This is a genomic window from Spirillospora sp. NPDC000708 (assembly GCF_040299565.1).
Lineage (GTDB): Bacteria > Actinomycetota > Actinomycetes > Streptosporangiales > Streptosporangiaceae > Spirillospora.
In genome coordinates this window covers 39398-60903 of the sequence record NZ_JBEPCJ010000057.1, presented here as the reverse complement: position 1 = coordinate 60903, position 21506 = coordinate 39398, and the positions used below count along the sequence as shown (strand labels likewise).

The window sequence follows — 21506 nt, the reverse complement described above, 5'->3', positions numbered from 1 at the left end:
CGCCCCCGGCTGGGATCCCCCGTTTCGGACGCGCTCAAATCCCGGGGCGGCCGGTCGGCATCCAGGGCGGGCGGGTGCGCTCGTAGGCGGTGACGGCCTCGTCGCGGGCGAGCGTCAGGTCGATCTCGTCGAGGCCGTGGACGAGCCGGTGGTGCGCGGACGCGTCCAGCTCGAAGGGCGCGTCGCAGACGCCGTCGCAGCGGACGGTCCGCCCGGCGACGTCCACGACGATCTCGGTCGCGGGGTCGGCCGTGACCGCGGCGAGCAGGGCGGCGACGACGGCGGGCGCCGCCTGCACCGGGACGAGGCCGCTGTTGGGCAGGTTGCCGCGGAAGATGTCGGCGAAGCTCGGCGCGATGATCGCGCGGAAGCCGTGGTCGCGCAGCGCCCACGGGGCGTGCTCGCGGGACGAGCCGCACCCGAAGTTCGGGCCGCTGACCAGGATCGGCGCGCCCCGGTACGCCGGGTCGTTCAGCACGAACGCGGGGTCGCGGCGCCACTTCTCGAACAGCCCGGCGGCGTACCCGGTGCGCTCGACGCGCTTCATCCAGCGGGCCGGGATGATCTGGTCGGTGTCGACGTCGGACCGGTCGAGCGGCACGGCCCGTCCGGCGACGCGCGTGACGGGTTCCATCAGCGCGCCTCCCCGAGGTCGGCGGCGCTCGCGAGGTGCCCGAGGACGGCCGACGCGGCGGCGGACCCGGGCGAGACGAGGTGGGTGCGCGCGCCGGGTCCCTGGCGGCTCTCGAAGTTGCGGTTCGACGTGGACGCGCTGTGCGCGCCGGGCTCGACGACGTCGCCGTTCATCCCGACGCACATCGAGCAGCCGGAGGAGCGCCACTCGAACCCGGCGGCGCGGAACACCTCGTCCAGGCCCTCCTCCTCGGCCTGCCGCTTCACCCGGGTGGAGCCGGGGACGGCGAGCGCCCGGACGGACGGCGCGACGCGGCGCCCGCGCAGCACCTCGGCGGCGGCGCGCAGGTCGGCGAGGCGCCCGTTGGTGCAGGAGCCGATGAAGACGGTGGACACGGCGATGTCGCGGAGGGCGGTGCCGGGGGCGAGGTCCATGTAGGCGAGGGCGCGTTCGGCGGCCGCCCGCTCGGCGGGGTCGGCGAGCGAGGCCGGGTCGGGGACGGTGCCGTCGATGCCGGTCGTCTGGGCCGGGTTGGTGCCCCAGCTCGCCTGCGGGCCGATGGCGGCCGCGTCGATGACGGCCTCGCGGTCGAAGGCGGTGCCGTCGTCGGTGCGGAGGGTGCGCCAGTCGTCCAGCGCGCGTTCCCAGAGCCGCCCGCGCGGGGAGCGCTCGCGGCCCTCCAGGTAGGCGAACGTGGTGTCGTCGGGGGCGATCATGCCGCTGCGCGCGCCGGACTCGATGGCCATGTTGCACACGGTCATGCGGCCCTCCATCGGCAGCGCGGCGATCGCGTCGCCGCGGTACTCGATGAGGGTCCCGGTGCCGCCGGCGGTGCCGACGCGGGCGGTGATCGCGAGGGCGAGGTCCTTGGCGGACGTGCCGGGACGGGGCGTCCCGCGCACCGTGACGGCCATGGTGCGGGGCCGCGGCATCCAGAGCGTCTGGGTGGCGAGGACGTGCTCGACCTGGCTCGTCCCGATGCCGAACGCGACCGCGCCGAACGCGCCGAGGGTGGCGGTGTGGCTGTCGCCGCAGACGATCGTCATGCCGGGCTGGGTCAGGCCCAGCTCGGGGCCGATGACGTGCACGACGCCTTGGCCGGGCGAGCCGAGCGGGTGCAGTTCGATGCCGTGCCGCGCGCAGTTCTCCTGCTGGACGCGCAGCTGCCGCGCGGCGAGGCCGTCGAGCAGGGACAGCGGGTCGGGCCCGGTGGGGACGTTGTGGTCGGCGGTCGCCACGGCGAGGTCGGGCCGCCGGACGGGACGTCCCGCGATCCGGAGTCCCTCGAACGCCTGCGGCGAGGTCAGCTCGTGCAGCAGGTGCATGTCGATGTAGAGGAGGTCGGAGTCGCCGCGTTCGATGACGTGGCGGTCCCAGACCTTGTCGGCGAGCGCGGTCACGAGTCCGCTCCCTGGACGACGTTCTGCAGCGGCGCCCCGGACGCGAGGCGGCGCGCGTTGGCGGCGGCGATGGCCACGCAGCGCTCCAGGGTCTCGCCGGTCAGCCACGCGACGTGCGGCTGCACGACCACGTTGTCCAAGGCAAGCAGCGGGTTCGCCGGGTCGGCGGGCTCGGTCGCGAACACGTCGAGCCCCGCCGCGCCGAGCCGGCCGGTGCGGAGCGCCTCGACCAGCGCCGCCTCGTCGACGACGCCGCCGCGCGAGGTGTTGACGAGGATCGCGCCCGGCCTCATCCGGGCGAGCCGGCCGGCGTCGATGAGCCGTTCGGTGCCCGGGGTCAGCGGCAGGTGCAGCGAGACGATGTCGGACGCGGCGAGGAGCTCGTCCAGCGGCCGCCAGGACGGGTCGGCGGCCGTGCCGGACGGGCTGTGCCACAGCACGGTCGCGCCGAGCGCGGTGAGCGGCGCCTCCAGCCGCCGCGCGACCGCGCCGTGCCCGACCAGGCCGACGACGCGCCCGCCGATCTCCCCGACCCGGTCGGCCAGCGCGGTGTCGAGCGGCCAGCCGCGCCCGGCGCGGGTGGCGGCGTCCAGCGGGACGACCCGGCGCAGCGCGGCGAGCATCAGCGCCAGCGCGGCCTCCGCGACGGCGGGCGCGTTCGCGCCGGCCATGTTCGCGACGGTCACGCCCCGCGCGCGGGCCGCGTCCAGGTCGATGGTGTTGACGCCCGAGCCGAGCTTCTGGATCAGCCGGAGACCGGGGGCGCGGCCGAGGTCGTCCGCCGTGATCGGGCGCAGCACGTGCCACAGGACGTCGGTCCCGGGCAGCAGCGCGGCGAACCGGTCCTCGTCGTCCTCGGCGCACCAGCGCACGTCGAGGCCGTCGAGGAGGGGGTCGAGACGGGCGCGCAGCGCGGGCGTCGGCGCGAGGTGGCACAGGACGCGGGGCGTCACGGTGCGAGTCCCGGCCCGAGCCCGGCGCGTCCGGCGTAGCGGGCGGCGCCGCCGAGCTCCTCCTCGACGCGGAGCATCTCGTTCCACTTGGCGGTGCGCTCGCCGCGCGCCGACGACCCGACCTTGAAGCCGCCGCTGCCCCAGCCGACCGCGAGGTGCACGATCGTGACGTCCTCGGTCTCGCCGGACCGGGCCGACACGATCGCGCCGAGGCCGCTCTCGGCGGCGGCGTCCAGCGCGGCGCGCGCGCGAGTGAGCGTGCCCGCCTGGTTCGGCTTGACCAGCACGGTGTTGGCGGTGCGCCGGGCGGCGGCGGCGCGGACGCGGTCGGCGTCGGTGACGAGGAAGTCGTCGCCGACGATCTGGATCCGGTCGCCGGCCGCCTTGGTGATGAGCGCCATGCCGTCGGGGTCGTCCTCGGCGAACGGGTCCTCGACCGACACGATCGGGAACCGGTCGAGCCAGCCGAGCAGCACCTCGCCCCAGCCGTCGCGGTCGTACTCGCGGCCCTCGCGGGCCAGCCGGTACGTGCCGCCGGAGCCGAACTGGGTCGCGGCGACGTCGATCGCGATGCCGACGTCGGCGCCGGGCGTGAGGCCCGCGCCCTCGATCGCGGCGACGAGGGCCTCGAGGGCCTCGGCGTTGGAGTCGAACGCGGGCCACCAGCCGCCCTCGTCGGCGGTCCCGGCGAGCCGTCCGCGCTCGTCCAGCCACCGGCCCGCGCTGCGGTGGATCTCGGCGGCCCAGTCCAGCGCCTGCGCGAACGAGCCCGCCGCGAGCGGCACGACCAGCAGGTCCTGGAGGTCGAGGCGGCCGTGGGCGTGCGCGCCGCCGCCGAACACCTGGATCTCCGGGAGCGGCAGCCGCGTCGCCGCCGGGTCGAGGTGCCGCCACAGCGGCACGCCCCGGGACGCGGCGGCGGCGTGCGCGACGGCCATCGAGGTGGCGACCGCCGCGTTCCCGCCGATCCGGGAGAAGCCGGGCGTGCCGTCGAGTTCTTCGAGCCGGTGGTCGACGGCGGCCTGGGCGGTGGCGTCCATGCCGGCCAGCGCCTCGGCGATGTCGCCGTTGACGGCCGCGACCGCGCGGGTCACGTCGTGCCCGCCGAACGCGGCGCCGCCGTCGCGCAGGTCGACCGCCTCGCCGGACCCGGTCGACGCGCCCGCGGGGGCGAGGGCGCGTCCGGTGCCGGACGCGGTGCGGACCACGACCTCGACGGTCGGCCGGGCGCGCGAGTCCCAGCGGCGGTGGCCGGTGACGGAGACGATCTCGGTGCTCATGCGGGTTCTCCGGGGGTGTCGGTGAGGTCGAGCCAGCGGGCGGTCAGGTCGGCGAACCCGTCCGGCGGCCGCTCGACCAGGCGGGCGGCGGCGTGCCGGACGGTCCGGCGGGCGTCCGCGCCGAGGTACTCGACCGGGGACAGGCCGTCGACGCGGGCCAGCGCCAGCGCGGGCAGCAGCCGCGCGGCCCGCGCCTCCAGTCCCCCGGCCGGCTCCCAGTCCGCGCCGTCGAGGTAGGCGGCGGCCAGTGCGCGCGCGGCGTCGATGCAGCGGGCGCGCCCGGCGGGCCGCCAGACGGCCTTGAGCAGCAGGTGGTTCGCGCAGAACGCCAGGTCGAAGGCGGGGTCGCCGGGGCTCGCGCACTCGGCGTCGAGCAGCACCGGACCGTCCGGGCCGAGCAGGATGTTCTTCGGGCTGACGTCCCCGTGGATCACCGTGATCGCGGCGGACGCGAGCCCTCCGGCCAGTGCCTCGATGTGCGGCGCGAGCCGGGGGTGCGCGCGCGCCGTCGCGGCCAGGTACGGGTCGATCCGCAGCGTCGCGAACAGCTCCCGCGCGGGCTCCCACTCGGACAGGGGCCGCCCGCGCGCGGCGCCGGAGTGCAGGACGGCGAGCCGCCGCCCGACCTCGGCCGCCACCGGCACGTCGACGTCGCCCGCGGCGAGCCGCTCCTTCCACACCCTGTGGACGGACGGGTCGAGCCATTCGAGGACCAGGACCCCGCCGTCCGCGTCGTAGCCGAGCGGACGGCACGCCGCGCCGGGCAGCAGCTCGGCGGCCAGCGCCAGCCAGCGCGCCTCCCACCCGGACCGCTCGGTCGGCGCCCGCCAGTCGCCCTCCACCTTCAGCCGCGGCAGCGCGCGCTTCGCGCAGACCGGACCGTCCGGCAGGTCGACCCGCCACACGTCCGACGAGACGCCGCCGGTCAGCGGCTCGCCGCGCACCGGGCCCGGGCCCGCGAGGCCGAGCCGCCGCAGCCCGGCGGCGATCTCCGCGGGGACCTCCGCCGTCATCGGAAGCGCTTGCCGAGCCACGACGCGATCAGGTCGGCGAGGCCGTCGCGCGCACCGTCCGGCGTGAGGAAGTAGTGGTCGCCGGACAGGTCGTGGCGCTCCTTGTCCTCCGCCGCGAGCGCGTCGTACATCGCGGCGGCGTCGCTCGGGAACACGCCGGTGTCGGCGTCGGCGTTGACGACCAGCGACGGGACGGTGATGCGGGCGAGGTGCGGGTGCGCGCGGGTCTGCGAGTCGTCCAGGCTCCACAGGTTCAGCCAGGTGCGCAGCGTGCAGGCGGCGGCGATCCCGAACACCGACCGGTTGGCGCGCTCCGGCTTCCCCGGGTAGCAGCTGTTCGGGCGCCGGTTCGTCGGCTCGATCGACGGGTCCACCATGCGCGGATCGGCCCAGGTGCGGAACACGCTGAACGGCCGGTCGTGGTACCCGGCGGCGGACAGCCGGGCCAGCTCGTCCTTCACCCAGGCCGTGATGCGCCGGTTCCGGGCCTCCTGCGCGGCGCGGTACCGGGCGAGGAACTCGGCGCTGTACGGCGGGCCGTTCTCCGGGTCGAACAGGTCGAGGGACGGGTCGGTCGCGAGCGGGTCGGACTCGTCGGTGACCGACGCGTCCATCCAGGAGGTGAGCACGTCGGGACGGCCGAGGTGCGCGGCGACGGAGATGTACGCGTCGCCGGCGGGCAGGTCGTCGACGCCGGCGGCGAGGCGCAGGCCCGGCAGCGCGGTGACGTGCGGCTCGACGGCCTGCGACTGGTACGCCGCCATCAGCGAGCCGCCGCCGGAGTTGCCGAGCAGCACGACGGTCTCGGCGCCCGCGACCTCGCGCAGCCACCGCACCCCCACGCCGATGTCGACGAGCGCGTGGTCCAGCAGGAAGTGGCTCTCGTCGCCGCGGAACCGGGTGTTCCAGCCGAGGAACCCGAACCCGCGCTCGGCCAGGTACTCGGCGAGGTAGTGCTCGGAGAAGTCGATCTGGTAGTGCGTCGCGATGAAGGCGATCTTCGGCTTCGTCCCGGCGCGCCGGTGGTAGAGGCCCTGGCAGGGGTGGCCGCCCGCGCCGGCCCGCCCGATCACCGGGGAGGGGAGGCCCACGAAGGTGCGTTCGATCGTCATGCTGCTCCGTCCTGTCGTGCGGTGCCCTGGGGTGCGGGTGCGGTGCCCTGTCGAGGGTCGCGCCGTGCGGTGGCGGCGTCGAGGGCGCGGCGGAAGTCGCGCGCCCCGGCGGTGATCCAGGCGTCGTAGGAGGTGTAGAGGAACCGGACGCCGAGCACGGCGAACCGGTCGACCTGGTCGGCGGGGCACAGCGTGCCGGGCGCCGCCGCGCCGGTCGCCGCGATCCGGCCGAGCGCGCCGTCGATGGCGCCCGCGACCTCGGGATGGTCGGGACGGCCCTGGTGCCCCATCGCCTGCGCGAGGTCGTTCGGCGCGACGAAAACGACGTCGATGCCGGGCACGGCGGCGATCTCCTCCGCGTTGCGGAGCGCGCCGGGGTCTTCGAGCTGGACGACGAGGACGGTCTCGTCGTTCTCCTCGTCCAGGAATCCCGGACGTCCGTACGAGCGGCGGCCTCGCGACACCCCGCGCGCGCCCTGCGGCGCGAACTTGGCGGCGGCGACGAGCCGCCGGGCCTCGTCGGCGGTGCTCACCTGCGGGACGACGATGCCGTGCACGCCGAGGGTCAGCGCGCGCGCCACCAGCGACGGATCCAGCGTCCGCACCCGGTACATGGCGGCCATGTCCCACAGCTCGCAGGCCCGGCTGAGGTCGCCGATGCGGTCCCAGGTCACCGCGCCGTGCTCGCCCTCCAGCCACAGCCCGTCGAAGCCGAGCTGCCCGACGAAGTCGGCGGTGTCGGACGACGCGGAGTGCCCGGCCACGACGACCGCGACCTCTCCGCCAGCGAGGGCCCGCTTCACCCGGTTGCCGCGCGCCGGCCCGGTCATCCCACGCTCCTTCCGCCCGCGGGCCAGTAGGCGGCCCGCAGCTCGCGCTTGAGGATCTTGCCGCTGGGGTTGCGGGGCAGGTCGTCCACCACGTCGACCGAGGTCGGGCACTTGTAGTGGGCGAGCCGCTCCCGGCAGAAGGCGATCAGCTCGTCCGGCGCGGGCGGCTCGCCCCGCGCGACGACGAGGGCCTTCACGGTCTCGCCCCAGCGCTCGTGCGGCACCCCGATGACCGCCGCGTCGGCGACGGCGGGATGCGCCATCAGCGCGTTCTCGACCTCGACCGGGTACACGTTCTCGCCGCCGGACACGATCATGTCCTTCACCCGGTCGGTGACGAACAGGTAGCCGTCGGCGTCGAGGTGGCCCGCGTCGCCGGTGCGGAACCAGCCGTCCGGGGTCATCGCGGCGGCCTGCTCGGCGGGCCGGTCGCGGTACCCGGCCATCACCATGTCGCTGCGCGTCCAGATCTCGCCGACGCTCCCGGCGGGCAGCGGCTCGCCGGTGGCCGGGTCGCGGACGGACAGCTCGACGCCCTCGACCGCGCGCCCCGCCGACGCCAGCCGGTGCTCGGGCGCGCCGGGCGCGTGGTCGGCGGGGCCGAGGAACGTGATCGGCCCGCACGTCTCGGTGAGGCCGTAGCCCTGGACGAGGTCGCAGCCGAGCAGCTCCCGGGCCTCGACGAGGACGGCCGGCGCGATCGGCGAGCCGCCGTAGATCAGCGTCCGGAGCCGGGAGAAGTCGGTCTCCCGCGCGACCGGGTCGCGGACGAGCATCCGCAGCAGCGCCGGGACGACCAGGGCGTGCGTCACCCGCTCCGACTCCAGCAGCCGCAGCACGCCGGCGGGCACGATGTCGCGGACGTACAGGGCGTGGGCGCCGACGCCGAGGCACAGGAACAGCCAGCCGCTGCCGGAGACGTGGAAGGTGGGCGCGGGCACGAAGACGGTGTCGCCGGGGCCGATCGTCCACGGCGCGGGCTTGGCGAGGTTCGCGGCGACGTTCCGGTTGGCGAGCTGCACGCCCTTCGGGCGGCCGGTCGTGCCGGACGTGTAGAAGAGGAACGCCACGTCGTCGGGCTCGGCGGGCAGGTCGGGATCGTCGGCGTCATGGCCCGCGAGCCACGCGTCCAGCGGGACGGCAGTGCTCTCGACGACCACGTGGGGTTCGGCGCCGTCCGCCGCCGGGAGCCCGAGCAGCGGCAGGAACTCCGGCTCGCACACGACCGCGAGGGGCGCGGCGTCGGCGATCACCTCGGCGGTCTCCGGCCGGGACAGCCGCCAGTTCAGCGGGACGCCCATGGCCCTGGCCTTCGACGCCCCGGCCAGGGTCACCGCCCAGGTGGTGGCGTCCCGGCCGAGGAAGGCGACGCGGTCGCCCGGCGCGGCGCCGGCGGCGAGCAGCGCCCGCGCGAGGCGGGAGCTCAGCGCGTCCAGCTCGGCGAACGTCAGCGAGCGGCCGCCGCCCGTCGACACCGCCGGGGCGTCCGGGCGCGCCCGCGCCCAGCGCCGGACCATCCCCGCCGGAGATCCGTCCGTCCCCATGCGGCCTCCTCTGCCGAAAATAAATCTGACGTTGGAATCATGTTAGAGCCGGACGAGGTTTGACAAGCCCCCCGCCCCGTCAGAGGTCGGCCCTGGTCGCGAGCCCGATCAGCCCACCCGGTCGGCCCGCCCGGTCGGCCCGCCCGGTCAGCCGTCCTTGCCGTCGGCCTGGTCGTCGGCCCGCCAGTAGATGGCGCGGTACCAGATCTCGCCGAGCGTGCGGATCGCGGCCTCGTCGTCGATGTCGGCGTCCTCGCCCGCGCCGGCGAGGCGGTCGTAGCAGAACTGGTTGAGCATCGCGACGATCGCCGCGGCGGTGAGGCCCGGGTCGACGCCGGGGCAGTAGCCCTCCCGCTGGGCGCGCCGGACGCTCTCCGCGATGCTCTCCACGGCGTCGTCGCACAGCTCGCGCCAGTGCCCCGCGAACTCCTCGTTGATCATGGCGAGCTGGAAGACGCCGACCATCTCGGCGAGCCGTTCGCGATAGGTCATCCAGTGCGCGCGCGCCGACTCCATGACGCGCTCGCGGTGCGGCACGCCGTGCTTGTAGGCGACCACCGCGCGGGCCTTGGCCTCGGCGCGGAAGTCGTCCGCCCAGTGGGCGAGCAGGTCTTCCTTGGAGTCGTAGTAGTTGTAGAACGAGGCGGGCGAGCGGCCGGCCTCCTGCGCTATGTCGGCGACCGTCATCGCGAGGAAGCCCTTGCGGGCGATGATCCGGCGGGCGGCGGCCTCGATCGCGGCGAGCGTCCTGCGCCCGCGCACGGTCGGACGCGTGGTCTGATCCTTCTCCACACCTGAACCTAACACCGGTTTCTCCTCGCACCGTGGCGCTCCGCGTCCCGCCAGGGGGCGCCCCCGGACCTTTACAGCGAGGCCCCCGCGAGGGAGCATGTAAATCTGACGTTAGCATTAGGTTATCCGCCCATCCGAGGAGTGAGCATGAGCGCAGAGACCGCCGGCGAGGAGCCGGCCTTCCGCATCCGCGGCTTCAACCACGTCGCGCTGGTCTGCTCGGACATGAAGCGCACCGTGGACTTCTACAGCGGCGTCCTCGGCATGAAGCTGATCAAGACCCTGGACCTGCCGGACGGCATGGGCCAGCACTTCTTCTTCGACGCGGGCAACGGCAACTCCCTCGCCTTCTTCTGGTTCCCGGACTCCCCGGAGGCCACGCCCGGCGTCGCCGCGCCGGTGACCGTGCCCGGCTTCGGCGAGTGGACCAGCGGCATCGGCTCGCTCAACCACGTCGCCTTCGACGTCCCGCCCGACATGTTCGAGGAGTACCGGGCCCGGCTGAAGGCCAAGGGCGTGAAGGTCGCGCCGATCGTCAACCACGACGACAGCGAGACCCAGGTGGCCCGCGAGATGCACCCCGGCGTGTACGTCCGGTCCTTCTACTTCCAGGACCCCGACGGCATCCTGCTGGAGTTCGCGTGCTGGCTGCGCGACTTCACGCCCGAGGACGTCGCGCACGAACCGCGCACCGCCGCCGACCGCGACACGCCCCTCAAGGGCTGACGGGGCGCCGGCCGTGCAGAGCTGGATCCACGTCCTCGAATGGCGCGCGTCCGCGCACCGCGACCGGACCGCCGTCCGCGACGACCGCGGCGCCCGCCTCACCTACGGCGAGCTGCTGGACGCCGTGGAGCGCCGCGCGGGCGGCTGGTCCGCGCTCGGGATCGGTGACGGCGACGTCGTCGCGGTCATGGCGCGCAACAGCGCCGACTTCCTCGTCCACGCGCTCGCGCTGATGCGGGCGGGCGCGATCCCCGCCTTCGTGAACTGGCGGCTCGCCGCGCCCGAGCTGGCGCGGCTCCGCGCGCTGCTCACCCCCGTCGCGGCCGTCGCCGACCCCGCCTTCACCGCCACGGTCGACGCGGCCGCCCCCGGCCTGCGCGCGCGTGTGGTGATCGGGACGGCGGACGGCGGCTGGGTCCCGGACGCCGGGCTCGACGCTCCCCCGCCTCCCCGCCCGGCCGAGCGGCTCTCCGCCACGGGCGTGTTCGGGCTGATGCACACCAGCGGCACCACCGGGCGCCCGAAGGCGATCCCGCTGGACAACGCCTCGCTCATCCGCAGCCTGTCCGGCTTCGCCATCGAGATCGGCGACCAGGTCCCCGGGTCCCGGCACCTCCAGCTGATGCCGCTGTTCCACCTCGCCGGGTTCGCGCAGGCGATGCAGTGCCTGCTGACCGCCGGGGAGCTGATCGTGCACGCCGCGTTCCAGCCCGGCGCCGTCGTCGACGCGATCGAGACGGACCGCGTCGAGTTCTTCACCGCCGGGCCGACGCTCATCGACATGCTGGTCGCCGAGGTGCGGGGCCGCGCCGTCCGGCCCGACCTGTCCGCGCTGCGGGAGATCCAGTACGGGTCCGCGCCGATCACCCCGGCGTCGCTGCGCGCCGCGCTCGACACCCTCGGCTGCCGGTTCCGGCAGATCTACGGCAACACCGAGTGCCAGTCGTTCATCAGCCTCCTGCACCCCGACGACCACGTGCCGGACGGCCCGCACCTGGCCAGCGCCGGGAACGTCACCCTCGGCTGGGAGGTCCGCGTCGTCGGCCCGGACGGGGCGGAGGTGCCGCCCGGCGAGCCCGGCGAGCTGCTGATCCGCGGCGACTCCCTGACCAGCGGCTACTGGCGCGACCCCGACGCCACGGCCGCCGCGTTCACCCCGGACGGCTGGTACCGCACCGGCGACGTCGTCCGCATCGACGCGGACGGCTACCTGTTCGTCGTCGACCGCGCCAAGGACATGATCATCAGCGGCGGGGAGAACGTCTTCCCCGCCGAGGTCGAGGCCGCGCTCGCCGAGCACCCGGACGTGGCGGAGGTCGCGGTGATCGGCGTGCCGGACGAGCGGTGGGGCGAGGCCGTCCACGCCGTCGTGGTCGCCGCCCCGGGCACCGCGCCGTCCGGCCCCGACCTCATCGACTGGGTCCGCACCCGGATCGCGCACTTCAAGTGCCCCCGCACGATCGAGTTCACCGACGCCCTCCCCCGCAACGCCACCGGCAAGGTCGTCAAGACCGACCTCCGGAACGCCCGCCGCCGGCAACCGGAGACCGACCGAGCCTGACCCGCCCCTCCGCCCCTCCGCCCCGTCAGGAGGCGGCGCGGAGGGCGTGGGTCTGGAGGATCGCGGCGAAGCGCTCGTCGGCGCGGTCGAGCTGGCCGGTGATGTGCTGCTTGACCGGGGCGTCCAGCGGGGTGTCCGGGCGGTTGACCAGCTCGCGGAGCCGGGGGACGAGCGGCCGGTACTTGCGGGCGAGCTTGCGGACCTTCGGGCCCGTGGTGTGCATCAGCCCGACGCCGTTGTCGGTGAAGTCGGACACCTTGATGATGCGCGCGGCCGGTTCGCGGTCCAGGCTCTCGGCGACATGGGCGCGGTACTGGGCGTGGACGTCGCCGCCCCGGTCGTAGACGGGGTTCGTCACCGCGCGGACGAGCCCGGCGACGCGCGGCCCGAACTCCGCCTCCAGCACGTCCAGCGCGGCCTCGCGCGGATCGTCGTGCCCGTCGCCGGCCAGGTCGGCGGGATGGTCCTCGACGGAGTCGTGCAGCAGCGCGGCGGCGAGGACGTCCACGTCGTCCACCCGGTAGTGGCACATCACGCGCAGCGTGACGCGGAGCAGGTGGTTGACGGCGGGCTCGCTGACCCGGCGGTCCTGCCGGTGCAGGTCGCTCGCCAGGGCCAGAGCGGTGCTGAGGCGCCGCCAGTCCGCCTCGGGGAAGCGGAGGATCTCGCGGGCGAACCGGTCGCGGAGGCCGGCCTCGCCGTACACCGCGGTGATCGTGTGAAGCGGAAGGGTCTCGAGAAAGCCGGGCACCGTGCTCCCCTCTCGCGGGAAGGAGTCCCCGGGTCCGGAGTGTGCGATCCGTTCCCGCGTGCAGATCGGACGCGGACCGTGATCATCCGGTTCCGCGTTCCGGGACGGATCACGCGGTGCGCGAGAATCGGCCCCTCCCGGCCCGACGCGCCCCGCACCACACCGCCCCCCGCCCCGCACCGCACGGCGAAAGGACGACTCGCATGGCCTACTCTCTCGCCGACTTCCCGGACCTGGTCGGCAAGGAGCTGTTCCGCTCGGACTGGGTGCCCCTCCGCGACGAGGACGAGGAGGCGTTCGGGCACGCGACGTTCCTGCGCGAGGACTTCCTCGGCCGGCCGCCGTCCGGCGCCCCGGACGGCGAGCGCCTCGTCTCCGGCTTCCTGCTCCTGTCGATGCTGGTCGCGTTCCACAAGCGGGAGCTGGAGCTGCGCGGCGCGAACGGGCTGAACTACGGTCTCGACAAGGTCCGGTTCCTGCGCCCGGTGCCGACCGGCAGCCGCGTCCGCGTGCGGGCGACGCTCCTCGACGTCCGGGAGAAGGACGCGGGGACGCGCGTGCTCACCCGGAACGAGCTGGAGGTGGAAGGCGCGGGCGCCCCGGCGATGGTCGCCGACTGGATCACGTTCTTCGCGCGGGACGGAGCGCGGAGCGCGGAAGCGGGTTCCCGCTGAGCGAGACACCGCGCTGCCAACGGCGGCGCCGTCCTGCACAGTCCGAAGGTCAGGTCCCTCGTCGCGAAGGAACCGCAGCATGGCCGGCTGGACTCATCGGTACGCGCGCATCAACGGCCTCGACGTCCACTACGTGGAGCAGGGCGAAGGGCCGCTCGTCGTCCTCCTGCACGGGTTCCCGCACCTGTGGTTCAGCTGGCGGCACCAGATCGGGCCGATCGCCGACGCCGGCTTCCGGGTCGTCGCGCCCGACATGCGCGGCATGGGCGGGACGAGCGGCCCGGACGACCCCCGCGAGTACGGCGTCGAGCACATCGTCGGCGACGTCGCCGGCCTCCTCGACCACCTCGGCGCGGAGCGGGCGGCGTTCAGCGGCCTGGACTTCGGCCTGTTCGCCGCCTACGACCTCGCCTACCACCATCCCGAGCGCGTCGCGGCGATCATCGGGCTGGAGAACCCGTTCTTCACGCCGAGCGAGGAGTCGCCGCTGACGCTGGCCGCCCGGCAGGCGAAGCGGCACTTCAACCACATCCACTACTTCGCCGAGCCCGGCGTCGCCGACCGCGACCTCGGCGCGGCGCCCCGCGAGTTCCTGCGCAAGGTCTTCTACGCCCTCTCCAGCGACTACCACTACCTCGACGTCTGGCGGAAGCCGCCCGGGACGACGTACATCGACGCGCTGCCGGAGACCCCGGCGCTCCCGTGGCCGTGGCTCACCGACCTGGAACTGGAGTTCTACGTCGACGCCTACAGCCGCAGCGGGTTCACCGGCGGGCTGAACTGGTACCGGGCGATGGACCTGTCCTGGGAGCACCGGAAGTCGTACGCGGGCCGCAAGAACCCCGCGCCGTTCTCCTTCATCGGCAGCGAGCAGGACGCCGACCTGGAGGGCTGGCACGGCGACGACCCGCTGGACAGGCTGCACGAGCACCACGAGGACGTCCGCGACGTCCGGATGCTCAAGGACGCGGGCCACATGATGCAGATGGAGCGACCCGAGGAGACGACCGCGACCATGCTGGAATTCCTCGCGAGGAGCGGCGAATGGGCCTGACCGGAGACCGGGTGGCGGTGGTCACCGGGGCGAGCCGCGGCGCCGGGAAGGGCATCGCGCTCGCCCTCGGCGAGACCGGCGCGACCGTCTACGTGACCGGACGCACCCGCGCCGACGGCGACGCCGACCTGCCCGGCAGCGTGTACGCCACCGCGCAGGAGATCGGCGAGCGCGGCGGCACCGGCGTCCCGGTGATCTGCGACCACTCCGACGACGACCAGGTCAGGGCGCTGTTCGAGCAGGTCGAGCGGGAGCGCGGCGGGCTGGACGTCCTCGTGAACAACGCGTTCACGATCCCGGACGGCCTGACCCGCAAGGGCCCGTTCTGGGAGAAGCCGCTGGCGCTGCAGAGCATGCTGGACGTGGGGATGCGGTCGGCCTACGTCGCGACGTACTACGCGGCGCCGCTGCTGATCCGCGGCGGCGGGCTCGTCGTCAACACGTCGTCGTTCGGCGGCCGCTGCTACATGCACGGCCCCGCCTATGGCGCCGGAAAGGCCGCCGTGGACAAGATGGCCCACGATATGGCGGTCGATTTCCGCCCCTACAACGTCGCGGTCGTCTCGCTGTGGATGGGCCTGCTCAAGACCGAACGGAACAGGGCCCTTTTCGACGGCGTCCCGGACAAGTACGCCTCGTTCGCCGCCGGAGCCGAGTCGCCGGAGTTCAGCGGCCGGGTCATCGACGCGCTCGCCCGTTCCCCGGAGCCGATGAAATGGACGGGGCAGGTCCTCATCGGCGCGGAGATCGGGGCGGAGCTCGGCGTCACCGACGTCGACGGGAGCCGGCCGCGCTCGCACCGCGCGATGCTCGGCGACCCGCCGGAATTCAACCCGGCCGTGGTCGAGTAGCGACGCCGCGCCACCGTTCCGGAAAGGCGCGCCTTTCCGTTCTCCGGGCGCCCGCGCGATGCCTTATCGTCCAAGCGTGGCCTCGATCCTGCTGGTGGAAGACGACGAGCACGTGCGGCGCGCGCTGATCCGGGAGCTGACGGAGCTCGGGCATTCGGTGCGCAGCGCGGGCCGGGCGCTCGACGCGCTGCGGGAGGCCACGGCGAACGCGCCGGAGGCCGTCGTCCTGGATCTCGGGCTCCCCGACCTCGACGGCGGCGAGGCGCTGAAGATGCTGCGCGCGGTCTCCGACGTCCCGGTGATCGTGGCGACCGCGCGGGACGGCGAGGCGGAGATCATCCGGCTGCTCGGCGCGGGCGCCGACGACTACGTGGTGAAGCCGTTCTCCGCCGACCACCTGCACGCCCGGCTGGAGGCGGTACTGCGGCGCGCCCGCTCCCCGCGCCGCCGCGACGCGGTCGTGCTCGGCGAGCTGCGCGTCGACCTGGAGCGGCGGCAGGCGTCCATGGGCGGCGCGCCGCTGCGGCTGTCGCGCCGCGAGTTCGACCTGCTCGGCTACCTCGCGGAGAACGCGGGCCGGGTCGTCGGGCGGCGGGAGCTGCTCGCGAAGGTGTGGCAACAGCCGTACGGCGACGACCAGACCATCGATACGCACCTGTCGTGGCTGCGCCGCAAGATGGGCGAGAACGCCGCCGCGCCCCGCTACCTGCACACCGTCCGGGGCGTCGGCGTCATGCTCGTCTCTCCCGAGTAGCGCCCGAGCGGTGCCCGAGCAGCACCCAGAGCGGCACCCGGCGGGGACACGGAAACCACCCCGCATTGGCCTATCATCTCCGGAACCAGTTGCGGTCCGTCCATAGACCAACTGAATGCGCGATTCCGGGGGGAAGCCGATGAGAGGTGCGCTGGCGCGGATCGCGACGGCCGTGACCGCCATGGTGGCGCTGTCGTTCGTCGTGCCGCTCGGCCTCCTGGTCGGGCAGATGGCGCACGACCGGGCGCTGTCGGCCGCCGCGCAGCAGGCCGCCTCCCTCGAACCCGTCCTCACCGTCACCTCCGCCCCCGCCTCGCTCGCCGACGCGGTCGGCTCCACCCCCGCAGGGGCGGCCGGCCGGCTCGCGCTGCACCCGTCGCAGGGCGCCGCGATCGGCGCCGCGCACGCGTCGGACGCCGACGTGCGGAAGGCGCGCGGGCTGCGCCGGGCGTTCACCGCCGCCGCGGCCGGCGGGACGGTCCTGCTCACGCCCGCGCTGCTGGACTCCGACCGCGTCGCCGTCATCGAGGTGTACGTGCCCGACGCGGACCTGAACCGGGGCGTCGCCCGGTCCCGCACGGTCCTCGGGCTCGTCGCGGTCGCGCTGGTGCTGGTGTCGGTGGCGATGGCGGACCGGCTCGCGGTCCGGGTCGTCCGGGCCGCCGACGGGCTGGCGAGCGCGGTGACCCGGGTCGGCGACGGCGACCTCGCGGCCCGCGTCGCGCCCGGCGGGCCGCCGGAGCTGCGCGCCGCCGGGACGGCGTTCAACCGGATGGCGGACCGGCTCGTCCGGCTGCTGGAGGCCGAGCGGGAGTCCGCCGCCGACCTGTCGCACCGGCTGCGGACCCCGCTGACGGCGCTGCGGGTGAACCTCAACGGGCTGGCCGCGAACCCCGCCGACCCGGTCCGGATGGCGCACAGCCAGGACGCGCTGAGCCGCCTGGAGGAGGCCGTCGACCGGATCATCGCGACGGCGCGGCACCCGGCGGGCGAGCCGCCGGGGTGCGACGCGGCGGCCGTCGTCCGGCGGCGGCTGGAGTTCTGGTCGGAGCTGGCCGCCGACCAGGGCCGCGACTGCGAGGCGGTGGTCCCGGACGGCGCCGTCCCGGTGCCGGTCGGCGAGGACGACCTCGTCGCCGCCGTGGACGCGCTGCTCGGCAACGTCTTCCGGCACACGCCGCAGCGGACCGCGCTGTCGGTCACGCTGCACCGGGGGCGGTACTCCACCGGCCTGCTGGTCGGCGACGCCGGGCCCGGCATCCCGGACGCGGAGGCGGCGCTGCGGCGCGGCGCGAGCGGCGCCGGCTCGACCGGCCTCGGCCTCGACATCGCCCGCCGGCTCGCCGAGTCGACGGGCGGGACGCTGAAGATCGGCACGTCGCCGCTGGGCGGCGCGCAGATCGAGCTGTGGCTGCGCACCGAGTCCCGCGCGCCGTCCCGCCGGTCCGCGCGCCGGCCCCGCCGCCCCCGCCGCCCTCGCCGCGGCGCCCGCGGCTAGCCGCCGCGGGCGCCGCGGGCACCACGGGCGCCGTCGCTCAGCGGGTCACCTGTCCTTGCGGGGGACGTAGAGGCGGATGTCGTCGATGACCGCCTCGCCCTCGTAGTAGTTCAGGTGCGGGTCGCCAATGACGAACGAGTCGGGGTACGCCGAGCCCTTCGGCCAGGTGTGCCGGGTGACCCACGTCCCGTGCGGGCCCTTGTGGACGAGCCTGCGGTCGAAGCGGCCGTCGTACTCGCCGGGCGTCTGGTTGTAGTGCCAGATCGGGCGGCCGTGCTCGACGAAGTCGTGGTGGACGCGCAGCGTCGCCTGCCCGATGAACCGGAACGGGCCGCTCATCTCCAGCGTGTACCCGGTGTCGTCGCGCTCCACGGCGAACCGGTACGACGCCTTCGGCAGCAGCTGCGGCTGGAGCTCCGCGCTGGTCAGGTGCCCCTCGAACCGCTTCCCCGGCCCGTAGGGCTTGTCCAGGGACGCGTTGCCGCAGGCGGTCTTGGCGTAGTACTCGGTGCTGATGTTGTTGTCCGGGCCGCCGATGAACTTGTCGCCCCGCGCGAACAGCGCGTTCACGCCGTTGAAGGTGCCGTCGAACGTCCGGTACATCTTGCGGGTCTTCGGGTTGCAGGTCGCGGCGTGCTTCCAGCGGGGGAGGTCGCTGTAGTAGCCGTCCATGATGACCTTGCGCCGGAAATGGATGTCCGGGTTGCCGTGCGGCGCGGGCGTCGCGTAGTCGAGGATCGTCATGTAGTAGAAGCCGTTCTCCCGCGTCACGTCGTGGTACTGGCACCGCGACTGGCCGGGGAGCGCGCCGGTGAACGTCCACGGGAAGCGGGTCTTGCACGGCTCCTTCGTGTAGCCGTTGTGGCGGCCGTTGTAGTCGAACGTGCCGTTCCGCTTCCCGCCGAAGTCGATGCCGCGCAGCGTCATCTCGACGCGGTAGTGGCGGGGCAGCGGGCGGGTCGGCCGGATCAGCACGCCCGCGTCCCAGCTCGGCTCGGAGAGCCGCGCGGCCCGCTGCCCGCCGGGCAGCGTGACCGTCGACAGGCCGGGACGGGAGTCGGGGCGGCCGTCGTGGTCCTTGTCGACGGCGGCCACCTCGGCGGTCAGCCATCCCTTCCGGCCGAACGCGACGCGCTTGCGGAACACGTTCAGCGTGGCCATCTGCTTCTTGAACAGCGGTCCGCTCATCCTCGTCCACGCCTCGCCGTCGTCGTCGAACGCGTCGACGTTCCACGGGCTGCGCCTTCCCTGCGGGTCCAGCCGCCACGGCGCGCCGTCGACGCGCAGCGGCCGGTCGAAGTCCTCGGCGTCCAGCAGGACCCAGCGCCCCTTGCCGGACGCGCCGACGCCGTTCCCGGACGCGTTCCCGGCGGGCGCGGGCCATGCCACGGAGGCGGTCGTCATGGCGGTCGCCCCGGCGGCGGCGATCGCGGCCTTCCAGCTTCTCTTCACGGCGTGACTCCTCGGTTGCCCGGACCAGGGGGGCGCTGTGCCCACCGGTGGTCAATCAGAGAGCCCGGCCTTCGTGGTCGTGCCGTCCGACATGCGGTCTTGCCCCTTTCTTGGCCCGTCCCGGCGCCGCGTCTTGGGCGCTTCTGAAGAAGCCCTGGATTTTTGGTTATCGCCCGTCCCGCGCGGGGTCCGCTGCGTGTTCGCACAGCCCCGACGAGAGAAGGATGTGGCATCGCCATGAGCTACCCCCCTGCCCGCGGCACCGGACGGCCGCGTCCCGCGAGGCCGCGCCCGGGACGGCCGCGCAGGGCGTCCCGCCGCGTCGCCGTCTGGACGGCCGCGGGCGCGGCGGGCCTGCTGGTGATCGGCGGCGTCGCCGGGACGGCCGCCGGCGCGTTCGGGGACGGCGCGGACGGCGCGCCCACCGCGAGCGGCTCGTCGTTCTCTCCGAGCGCCGCGCCGACCGCCCCGGTCGCCGACGCCCCGCGGACGGCACCGAGCCGCGCCCCGCAGCCGAAGCACAGGAAGGCCAAGGCGTCGCACAAGCCGGCGCCGCGCGCGACGCACCGCCGTCCCGCCACGAAGGCACCGACGAAGGCGCCCGCGAAGCCGAAGGCCCCGGCCGCGCCCGCCGGCGGGACCGCCGGACGGTACGCCTCGCAGGTCGTCGCGCTGGTCAACGCCGAGCGCGCCAAGCACGGCTGCGGCGCCCTGACGGTCAACAGCAAGCTGGCGCGGGCCGCGCAGGGCCACTCGGCCGACATGCACGCCCGGAACTTCTTCGACCACACCAACCCGGACGGCAAGGACCCCGGCGACCGGATCACCGCCGCGGGCTACCGCTGGTCCTCCTACGGCGAGAACATCGCCAAGGGCCAGGCGACCCCCGCGAGCGTCATGGACGCGTGGATGAACAGCTCCGGCCACCGCGCGAACATCCTGAACTGCGGGTTCAAGGAGATCGGCGTCGGCGTGGTGCTGAGCGGCGGCCCGTACTGGACGCAGGACTTCGGCACGAGCCGCTGACCGCGCCGGGGCCTCAGGCGGGGGTCGCGAAGTCCTGCGTCCACCAGGGGCCGCCGGACCCTGGCACGAAGCCCACCCCGATCATCGTCAGGCGGCAGTTCAGGATGTTGGCGCGGTGCCCCTGGCTGTTCATCCAGGCCGTGACGACGGCGGGCGGGGACGCCTGGCCCTGCGCGATGTTCTCCGCCCACGCGCTCCAGCGGAAGCCGGCGGTGGTGATCCGGTCGCCCGGATCGTCGCCGCCCGCGCCGCCGTGGTCGAGGGCGTGCCGGGACGCCATGTCCTCGGTGTGCGCCTGCGCGGCCTTGTGCAGTGCGGGCGAGACGCGCAGCGGGCGGCATCCGGCCTTGGCCCGGTTCCGGTTGACCAGCGCGACGACCTGCTGCTCGACGCCCGGCTTCGCGGTCTTCGACGGCCGCGGCGGCGCGAGGTGCTCCTTGACGGACGTGGCGCCGGGACGCGGCGCCGGGGTGCGCGACGGGGTCCGGTGCGCGGCGGCGGGCGGGTCGTCGCGGGGCGGCGGTTCGGCGGGCGAGCCGCCCCGCGTGCCCCAGAAGACCACCGCCGCGCCCGCGACGCCGACGGCCGCGGCGCCCGCCACCCACTTGGCGGCCGCGAGACCGGCGCCCTTCCCCGCGCCCGCCGTGCCTGCCCCGGATGCGGCGCCCGCGCCGGAAACGGCGGACGCGGCCGTCGGCGTGGACGAGGCCGTGAGCGCCGCCGGGAGCGCGTGCAGCGGGTGCGCGGCGGGCAGCGGCACCATGACCAGGCCCGCGAGCAGCGCCTCCGGCGGGAGCAGGTCCCGCTGCCGGGAGCCGCAGTCCCGGCAGCCGCGGACGTGCTTGGCGACGCGCTTGCGCCACAGCGGCGACGGCCGCCCGTCCCATCGCGCGAGGACCGGGACGAGCGCCTCGCAGCGCCGCTCCGCCCCCACGACCCGCACAACGGCGCGGCACGTCGCGAGCTGCTTCTTCATCCGCTGCACCCGGACCGCCGCGTGCGCCGCCGACACGCCCAGCGCGTCGGCCAGCTCGCCGCGGGTGAGGTGGCCGGACGCCTCCAGCCACCACAGGCCGAGCAGCTCGCGCTCCCCCGCGTCGAGCCAGCGGGTCGCCTCGGCGATCTCGCGGCGCTGCCCGGACAGCTCCAGCCGCAGGACGGCGGCCTCGGCGAAGTCGGCCTCGGACGCGGCGACCCGCGCGAGGGCGTCGGGGTCCATGGGCGTCCCGCGCTGGAGCGACGTCCAGCGGCGGCGCACCTGGTTCATCGCGATGGACACGAGCCAGGAGCGGAACCGTCCCGGCTCGCGCAGGCCGTGCAGCCCGCCGAGCGCGCGCAGCACCGAGTCCTGGACGACGTCGTCCACGTCGGCGTGGCCGTCGAGGGCCCAGCCGACCACGTTGTAGAGCAGCGGCAGGTGCTCGGCGACCAGCCGCTCCCTGGCCTCGGGGTCGCCGTCCTGCGCCGCCCGGACCAGCAGGTCCACGTCCTCGCCCACGCGCGTCACCGTCCCTCCAGCGGATCGCCCCCGACCCCCTGGAGACCTCCTGGAACACCGCAGATAACAACAAGCACACCATCTCCGGCAAGTCCCCCACCCT

The 21506-nt window shown here is 74.8% G+C and carries 20 protein-coding genes; 8 read left to right on the top strand and 12 right to left on the bottom strand.

The window, feature by feature from the left end; all coding sequences use genetic code 11:
• Window positions 1–34 precede the first annotated feature (34 nt).
• From leuD to ABT299_RS32980, 9 genes are all read right to left on the bottom strand, one after another.
• The gene (gene leuD, locus ABT299_RS33020; protein WP_500253131.1) at window positions 35–634 is read right to left on the bottom strand and encodes a 3-isopropylmalate dehydratase small subunit; all 600 of its coding nucleotides are present in this window, start codon (window positions 632–634) and stop codon (window positions 35–37) included.
• Complete coding sequence (leuC, locus tag ABT299_RS33015) at window positions 634–2034, bottom strand: 3-isopropylmalate dehydratase large subunit (protein WP_500253130.1); 1401 nt, start codon at window positions 2032–2034, stop codon at window positions 634–636. Before leuC ends, leuD begins: the two co-directional genes overlap by 1 nt.
• Complete coding sequence (locus ABT299_RS33010) at window positions 2031–2987, bottom strand: NAD(P)-dependent oxidoreductase (RefSeq protein ID WP_500253129.1); 957 nt, start codon at window positions 2985–2987, stop codon at window positions 2031–2033. Before ABT299_RS33010 ends, leuC begins: the two co-directional genes overlap by 4 nt.
• Window positions 2984–4267, bottom strand: a complete 1284-nt coding sequence (eno, locus tag ABT299_RS33005) for a phosphopyruvate hydratase (protein WP_190864606.1) — start codon at window positions 4265–4267, stop codon at window positions 2984–2986. The genes ABT299_RS33010 and eno overlap by 4 nt, the downstream gene beginning before the upstream one ends.
• Window positions 4264–5280, bottom strand: coding sequence for a phosphotransferase family protein (locus tag ABT299_RS33000; RefSeq protein WP_500253128.1), 1017 nt, complete (start codon window positions 5278–5280; stop codon window positions 4264–4266). The genes eno and ABT299_RS33000 overlap by 4 nt, the downstream gene beginning before the upstream one ends.
• Entirely contained in the window at window positions 5277–6392 is a 1116-nt protein-coding gene (locus tag ABT299_RS32995) for an alpha/beta hydrolase family protein (protein ID WP_500253127.1), read from the bottom strand. Before ABT299_RS32995 ends, ABT299_RS33000 begins: the two co-directional genes overlap by 4 nt.
• Complete coding sequence (locus ABT299_RS32990) at window positions 6389–7222, bottom strand: HpcH/HpaI aldolase family protein (RefSeq protein ID WP_500253126.1); 834 nt, start codon at window positions 7220–7222, stop codon at window positions 6389–6391. Before ABT299_RS32990 ends, ABT299_RS32995 begins: the two co-directional genes overlap by 4 nt.
• Entirely contained in the window at window positions 7219–8766 is a 1548-nt protein-coding gene (locus ABT299_RS32985; RefSeq protein ID WP_500253125.1) for a long-chain-fatty-acid--CoA ligase, read from the bottom strand. The genes ABT299_RS32990 and ABT299_RS32985 overlap by 4 nt, the downstream gene beginning before the upstream one ends.
• A 147-nt stretch (window positions 8767–8913) precedes the next feature.
• Window positions 8914–9558, bottom strand: coding sequence for a TetR family transcriptional regulator (locus tag ABT299_RS32980; protein WP_190864616.1), 645 nt, complete (start codon window positions 9556–9558; stop codon window positions 8914–8916).
• A gap of 147 nt (window positions 9559–9705) precedes the next feature.
• Here ABT299_RS32980 and ABT299_RS32975 point away from each other — a divergent pair, with 147 nt between their 5' ends.
• Together ABT299_RS32975 and ABT299_RS32970 are read left to right on the top strand one after the other, a co-directional pair.
• Window positions 9706–10284: a VOC family protein gene (locus ABT299_RS32975; RefSeq protein ID WP_190864618.1), complete on the top strand. Its 579-nt coding sequence runs from the start codon at window positions 9706–9708 to the stop codon at window positions 10282–10284.
• Window positions 10285–10297: 13 nt separating this feature from the next.
• Entirely contained in the window at window positions 10298–11845 is a 1548-nt protein-coding gene (locus ABT299_RS32970; RefSeq protein WP_500253124.1) for a class I adenylate-forming enzyme family protein, read from the top strand.
• A gap of 25 nt (window positions 11846–11870) precedes the next feature.
• Here ABT299_RS32970 and ABT299_RS32965 read toward each other — a convergent pair whose 3' ends face one another.
• Window positions 11871–12596: an HD domain-containing protein gene (locus ABT299_RS32965; RefSeq protein WP_500253123.1), complete on the bottom strand. Its 726-nt coding sequence runs from the start codon at window positions 12594–12596 to the stop codon at window positions 11871–11873.
• A 203-nt stretch (window positions 12597–12799) separates the two neighbouring features.
• Here ABT299_RS32965 and ABT299_RS32960 point away from each other — a divergent pair, with 203 nt between their 5' ends.
• The 5 genes from ABT299_RS32960 to ABT299_RS32940 all read left to right on the top strand — a co-directional run bounded on the left by ABT299_RS32960 (window position 12800) and on the right by ABT299_RS32940 (window position 17427).
• On the top strand, window positions 12800–13270 hold the full coding sequence (locus ABT299_RS32960; RefSeq protein WP_500253122.1) for a MaoC/PaaZ C-terminal domain-containing protein: 471 nt from the start codon (window positions 12800–12802) through the stop codon (window positions 13268–13270).
• A 79-nt stretch (window positions 13271–13349) separates the two neighbouring features.
• The gene (locus ABT299_RS32955; protein WP_387030811.1) at window positions 13350–14324 is read left to right on the top strand and encodes an alpha/beta fold hydrolase; all 975 of its coding nucleotides are present in this window, start codon (window positions 13350–13352) and stop codon (window positions 14322–14324) included.
• Window positions 14315–15175 carry an SDR family NAD(P)-dependent oxidoreductase gene (locus ABT299_RS32950; RefSeq protein ID WP_500253121.1) on the top strand — a complete coding sequence of 287 codons (861 nt, stop codon included), beginning with the start codon at window positions 14315–14317 and terminating at the stop codon, window positions 15173–15175. Before ABT299_RS32955 ends, ABT299_RS32950 begins: the two co-directional genes overlap by 10 nt.
• A 76-nt stretch (window positions 15176–15251) precedes the next feature.
• Window positions 15252–15929: a response regulator gene (locus ABT299_RS32945; protein WP_190864628.1), complete on the top strand. Its 678-nt coding sequence runs from the start codon at window positions 15252–15254 to the stop codon at window positions 15927–15929.
• Between the two features lie 139 nt (window positions 15930–16068).
• Entirely contained in the window at window positions 16069–17427 is a 1359-nt protein-coding gene (locus ABT299_RS32940) for a sensor histidine kinase (RefSeq protein WP_500253120.1), read from the top strand.
• 45 nt (window positions 17428–17472) lie between these two features.
• On the opposite strand, the gene ABT299_RS32935 is transcribed toward ABT299_RS32940, so the two are convergent.
• A complete protein-coding gene (locus tag ABT299_RS32935) occupies window positions 17473–18879 on the bottom strand; it encodes a hypothetical protein (protein WP_190866928.1) in 1407 nt (468 codons plus the stop codon).
• A gap of 237 nt (window positions 18880–19116) precedes the next feature.
• Here ABT299_RS32935 and ABT299_RS32930 point away from each other — a divergent pair, with 237 nt between their 5' ends.
• Window positions 19117–19905 carry a CAP domain-containing protein gene (locus ABT299_RS32930; protein WP_190866931.1) on the top strand — a complete coding sequence of 263 codons (789 nt, stop codon included), beginning with the start codon at window positions 19117–19119 and terminating at the stop codon, window positions 19903–19905.
• Window positions 19906–19918: 13 nt separating this feature from the next.
• On the opposite strand, the gene ABT299_RS32925 is transcribed toward ABT299_RS32930, so the two are convergent.
• Complete coding sequence (locus tag ABT299_RS32925; protein ID WP_500253119.1) at window positions 19919–21403, bottom strand: sigma-70 family RNA polymerase sigma factor; 1485 nt, start codon at window positions 21401–21403, stop codon at window positions 19919–19921.
• Window positions 21404–21506 lie beyond the last annotated feature (103 nt).

Bases quoted from the DNA above. Each gene is read 5' to 3' on its own strand.
- leuD (WP_500253131.1), bottom strand. From the start codon at position 634: ATGGAACCCGTCACGCGCGTCGCCGGACGGGCCGTGCCGCTCGACCGG.
- eno (WP_190864606.1), bottom strand. From the start codon at position 4,267: ATGAGCACCGAGATCGTCTCCGTCACCGGCCACCGCCGCTGGGACTCG.
- ABT299_RS33000 (WP_500253128.1), bottom strand. From the start codon at position 5,280: ATGACGGCGGAGGTCCCCGCGGAGATCGCCGCCGGGCTGCGGCGGCTC.
- ABT299_RS32995 (WP_500253127.1), bottom strand. From the start codon at position 6,392: ATGACGATCGAACGCACCTTCGTGGGCCTCCCCTCCCCGGTGATCGGG.
- ABT299_RS32990 (WP_500253126.1), bottom strand. From the start codon at position 7,222: ATGACCGGGCCGGCGCGCGGCAACCGGGTGAAGCGGGCCCTCGCTGGC.
- ABT299_RS32985 (WP_500253125.1), bottom strand. From the start codon at position 8,766: ATGGGGACGGACGGATCTCCGGCGGGGATGGTCCGGCGCTGGGCGCGG.
- ABT299_RS32975 (WP_190864618.1), top strand. From the start codon at position 9,706: ATGAGCGCAGAGACCGCCGGCGAGGAGCCGGCCTTCCGCATCCGCGGC.
- ABT299_RS32960 (WP_500253122.1), top strand. From the start codon at position 12,800: ATGGCCTACTCTCTCGCCGACTTCCCGGACCTGGTCGGCAAGGAGCTG.
- ABT299_RS32955 (WP_387030811.1), top strand. From the start codon at position 13,350: ATGGCCGGCTGGACTCATCGGTACGCGCGCATCAACGGCCTCGACGTC.
- ABT299_RS32950 (WP_500253121.1), top strand. From the start codon at position 14,315: ATGGGCCTGACCGGAGACCGGGTGGCGGTGGTCACCGGGGCGAGCCGC.
- ABT299_RS32940 (WP_500253120.1), top strand. From the start codon at position 16,069: ATGAGAGGTGCGCTGGCGCGGATCGCGACGGCCGTGACCGCCATGGTG.
- ABT299_RS32930 (WP_190866931.1), top strand. From the start codon at position 19,117: ATGAGCTACCCCCCTGCCCGCGGCACCGGACGGCCGCGTCCCGCGAGG.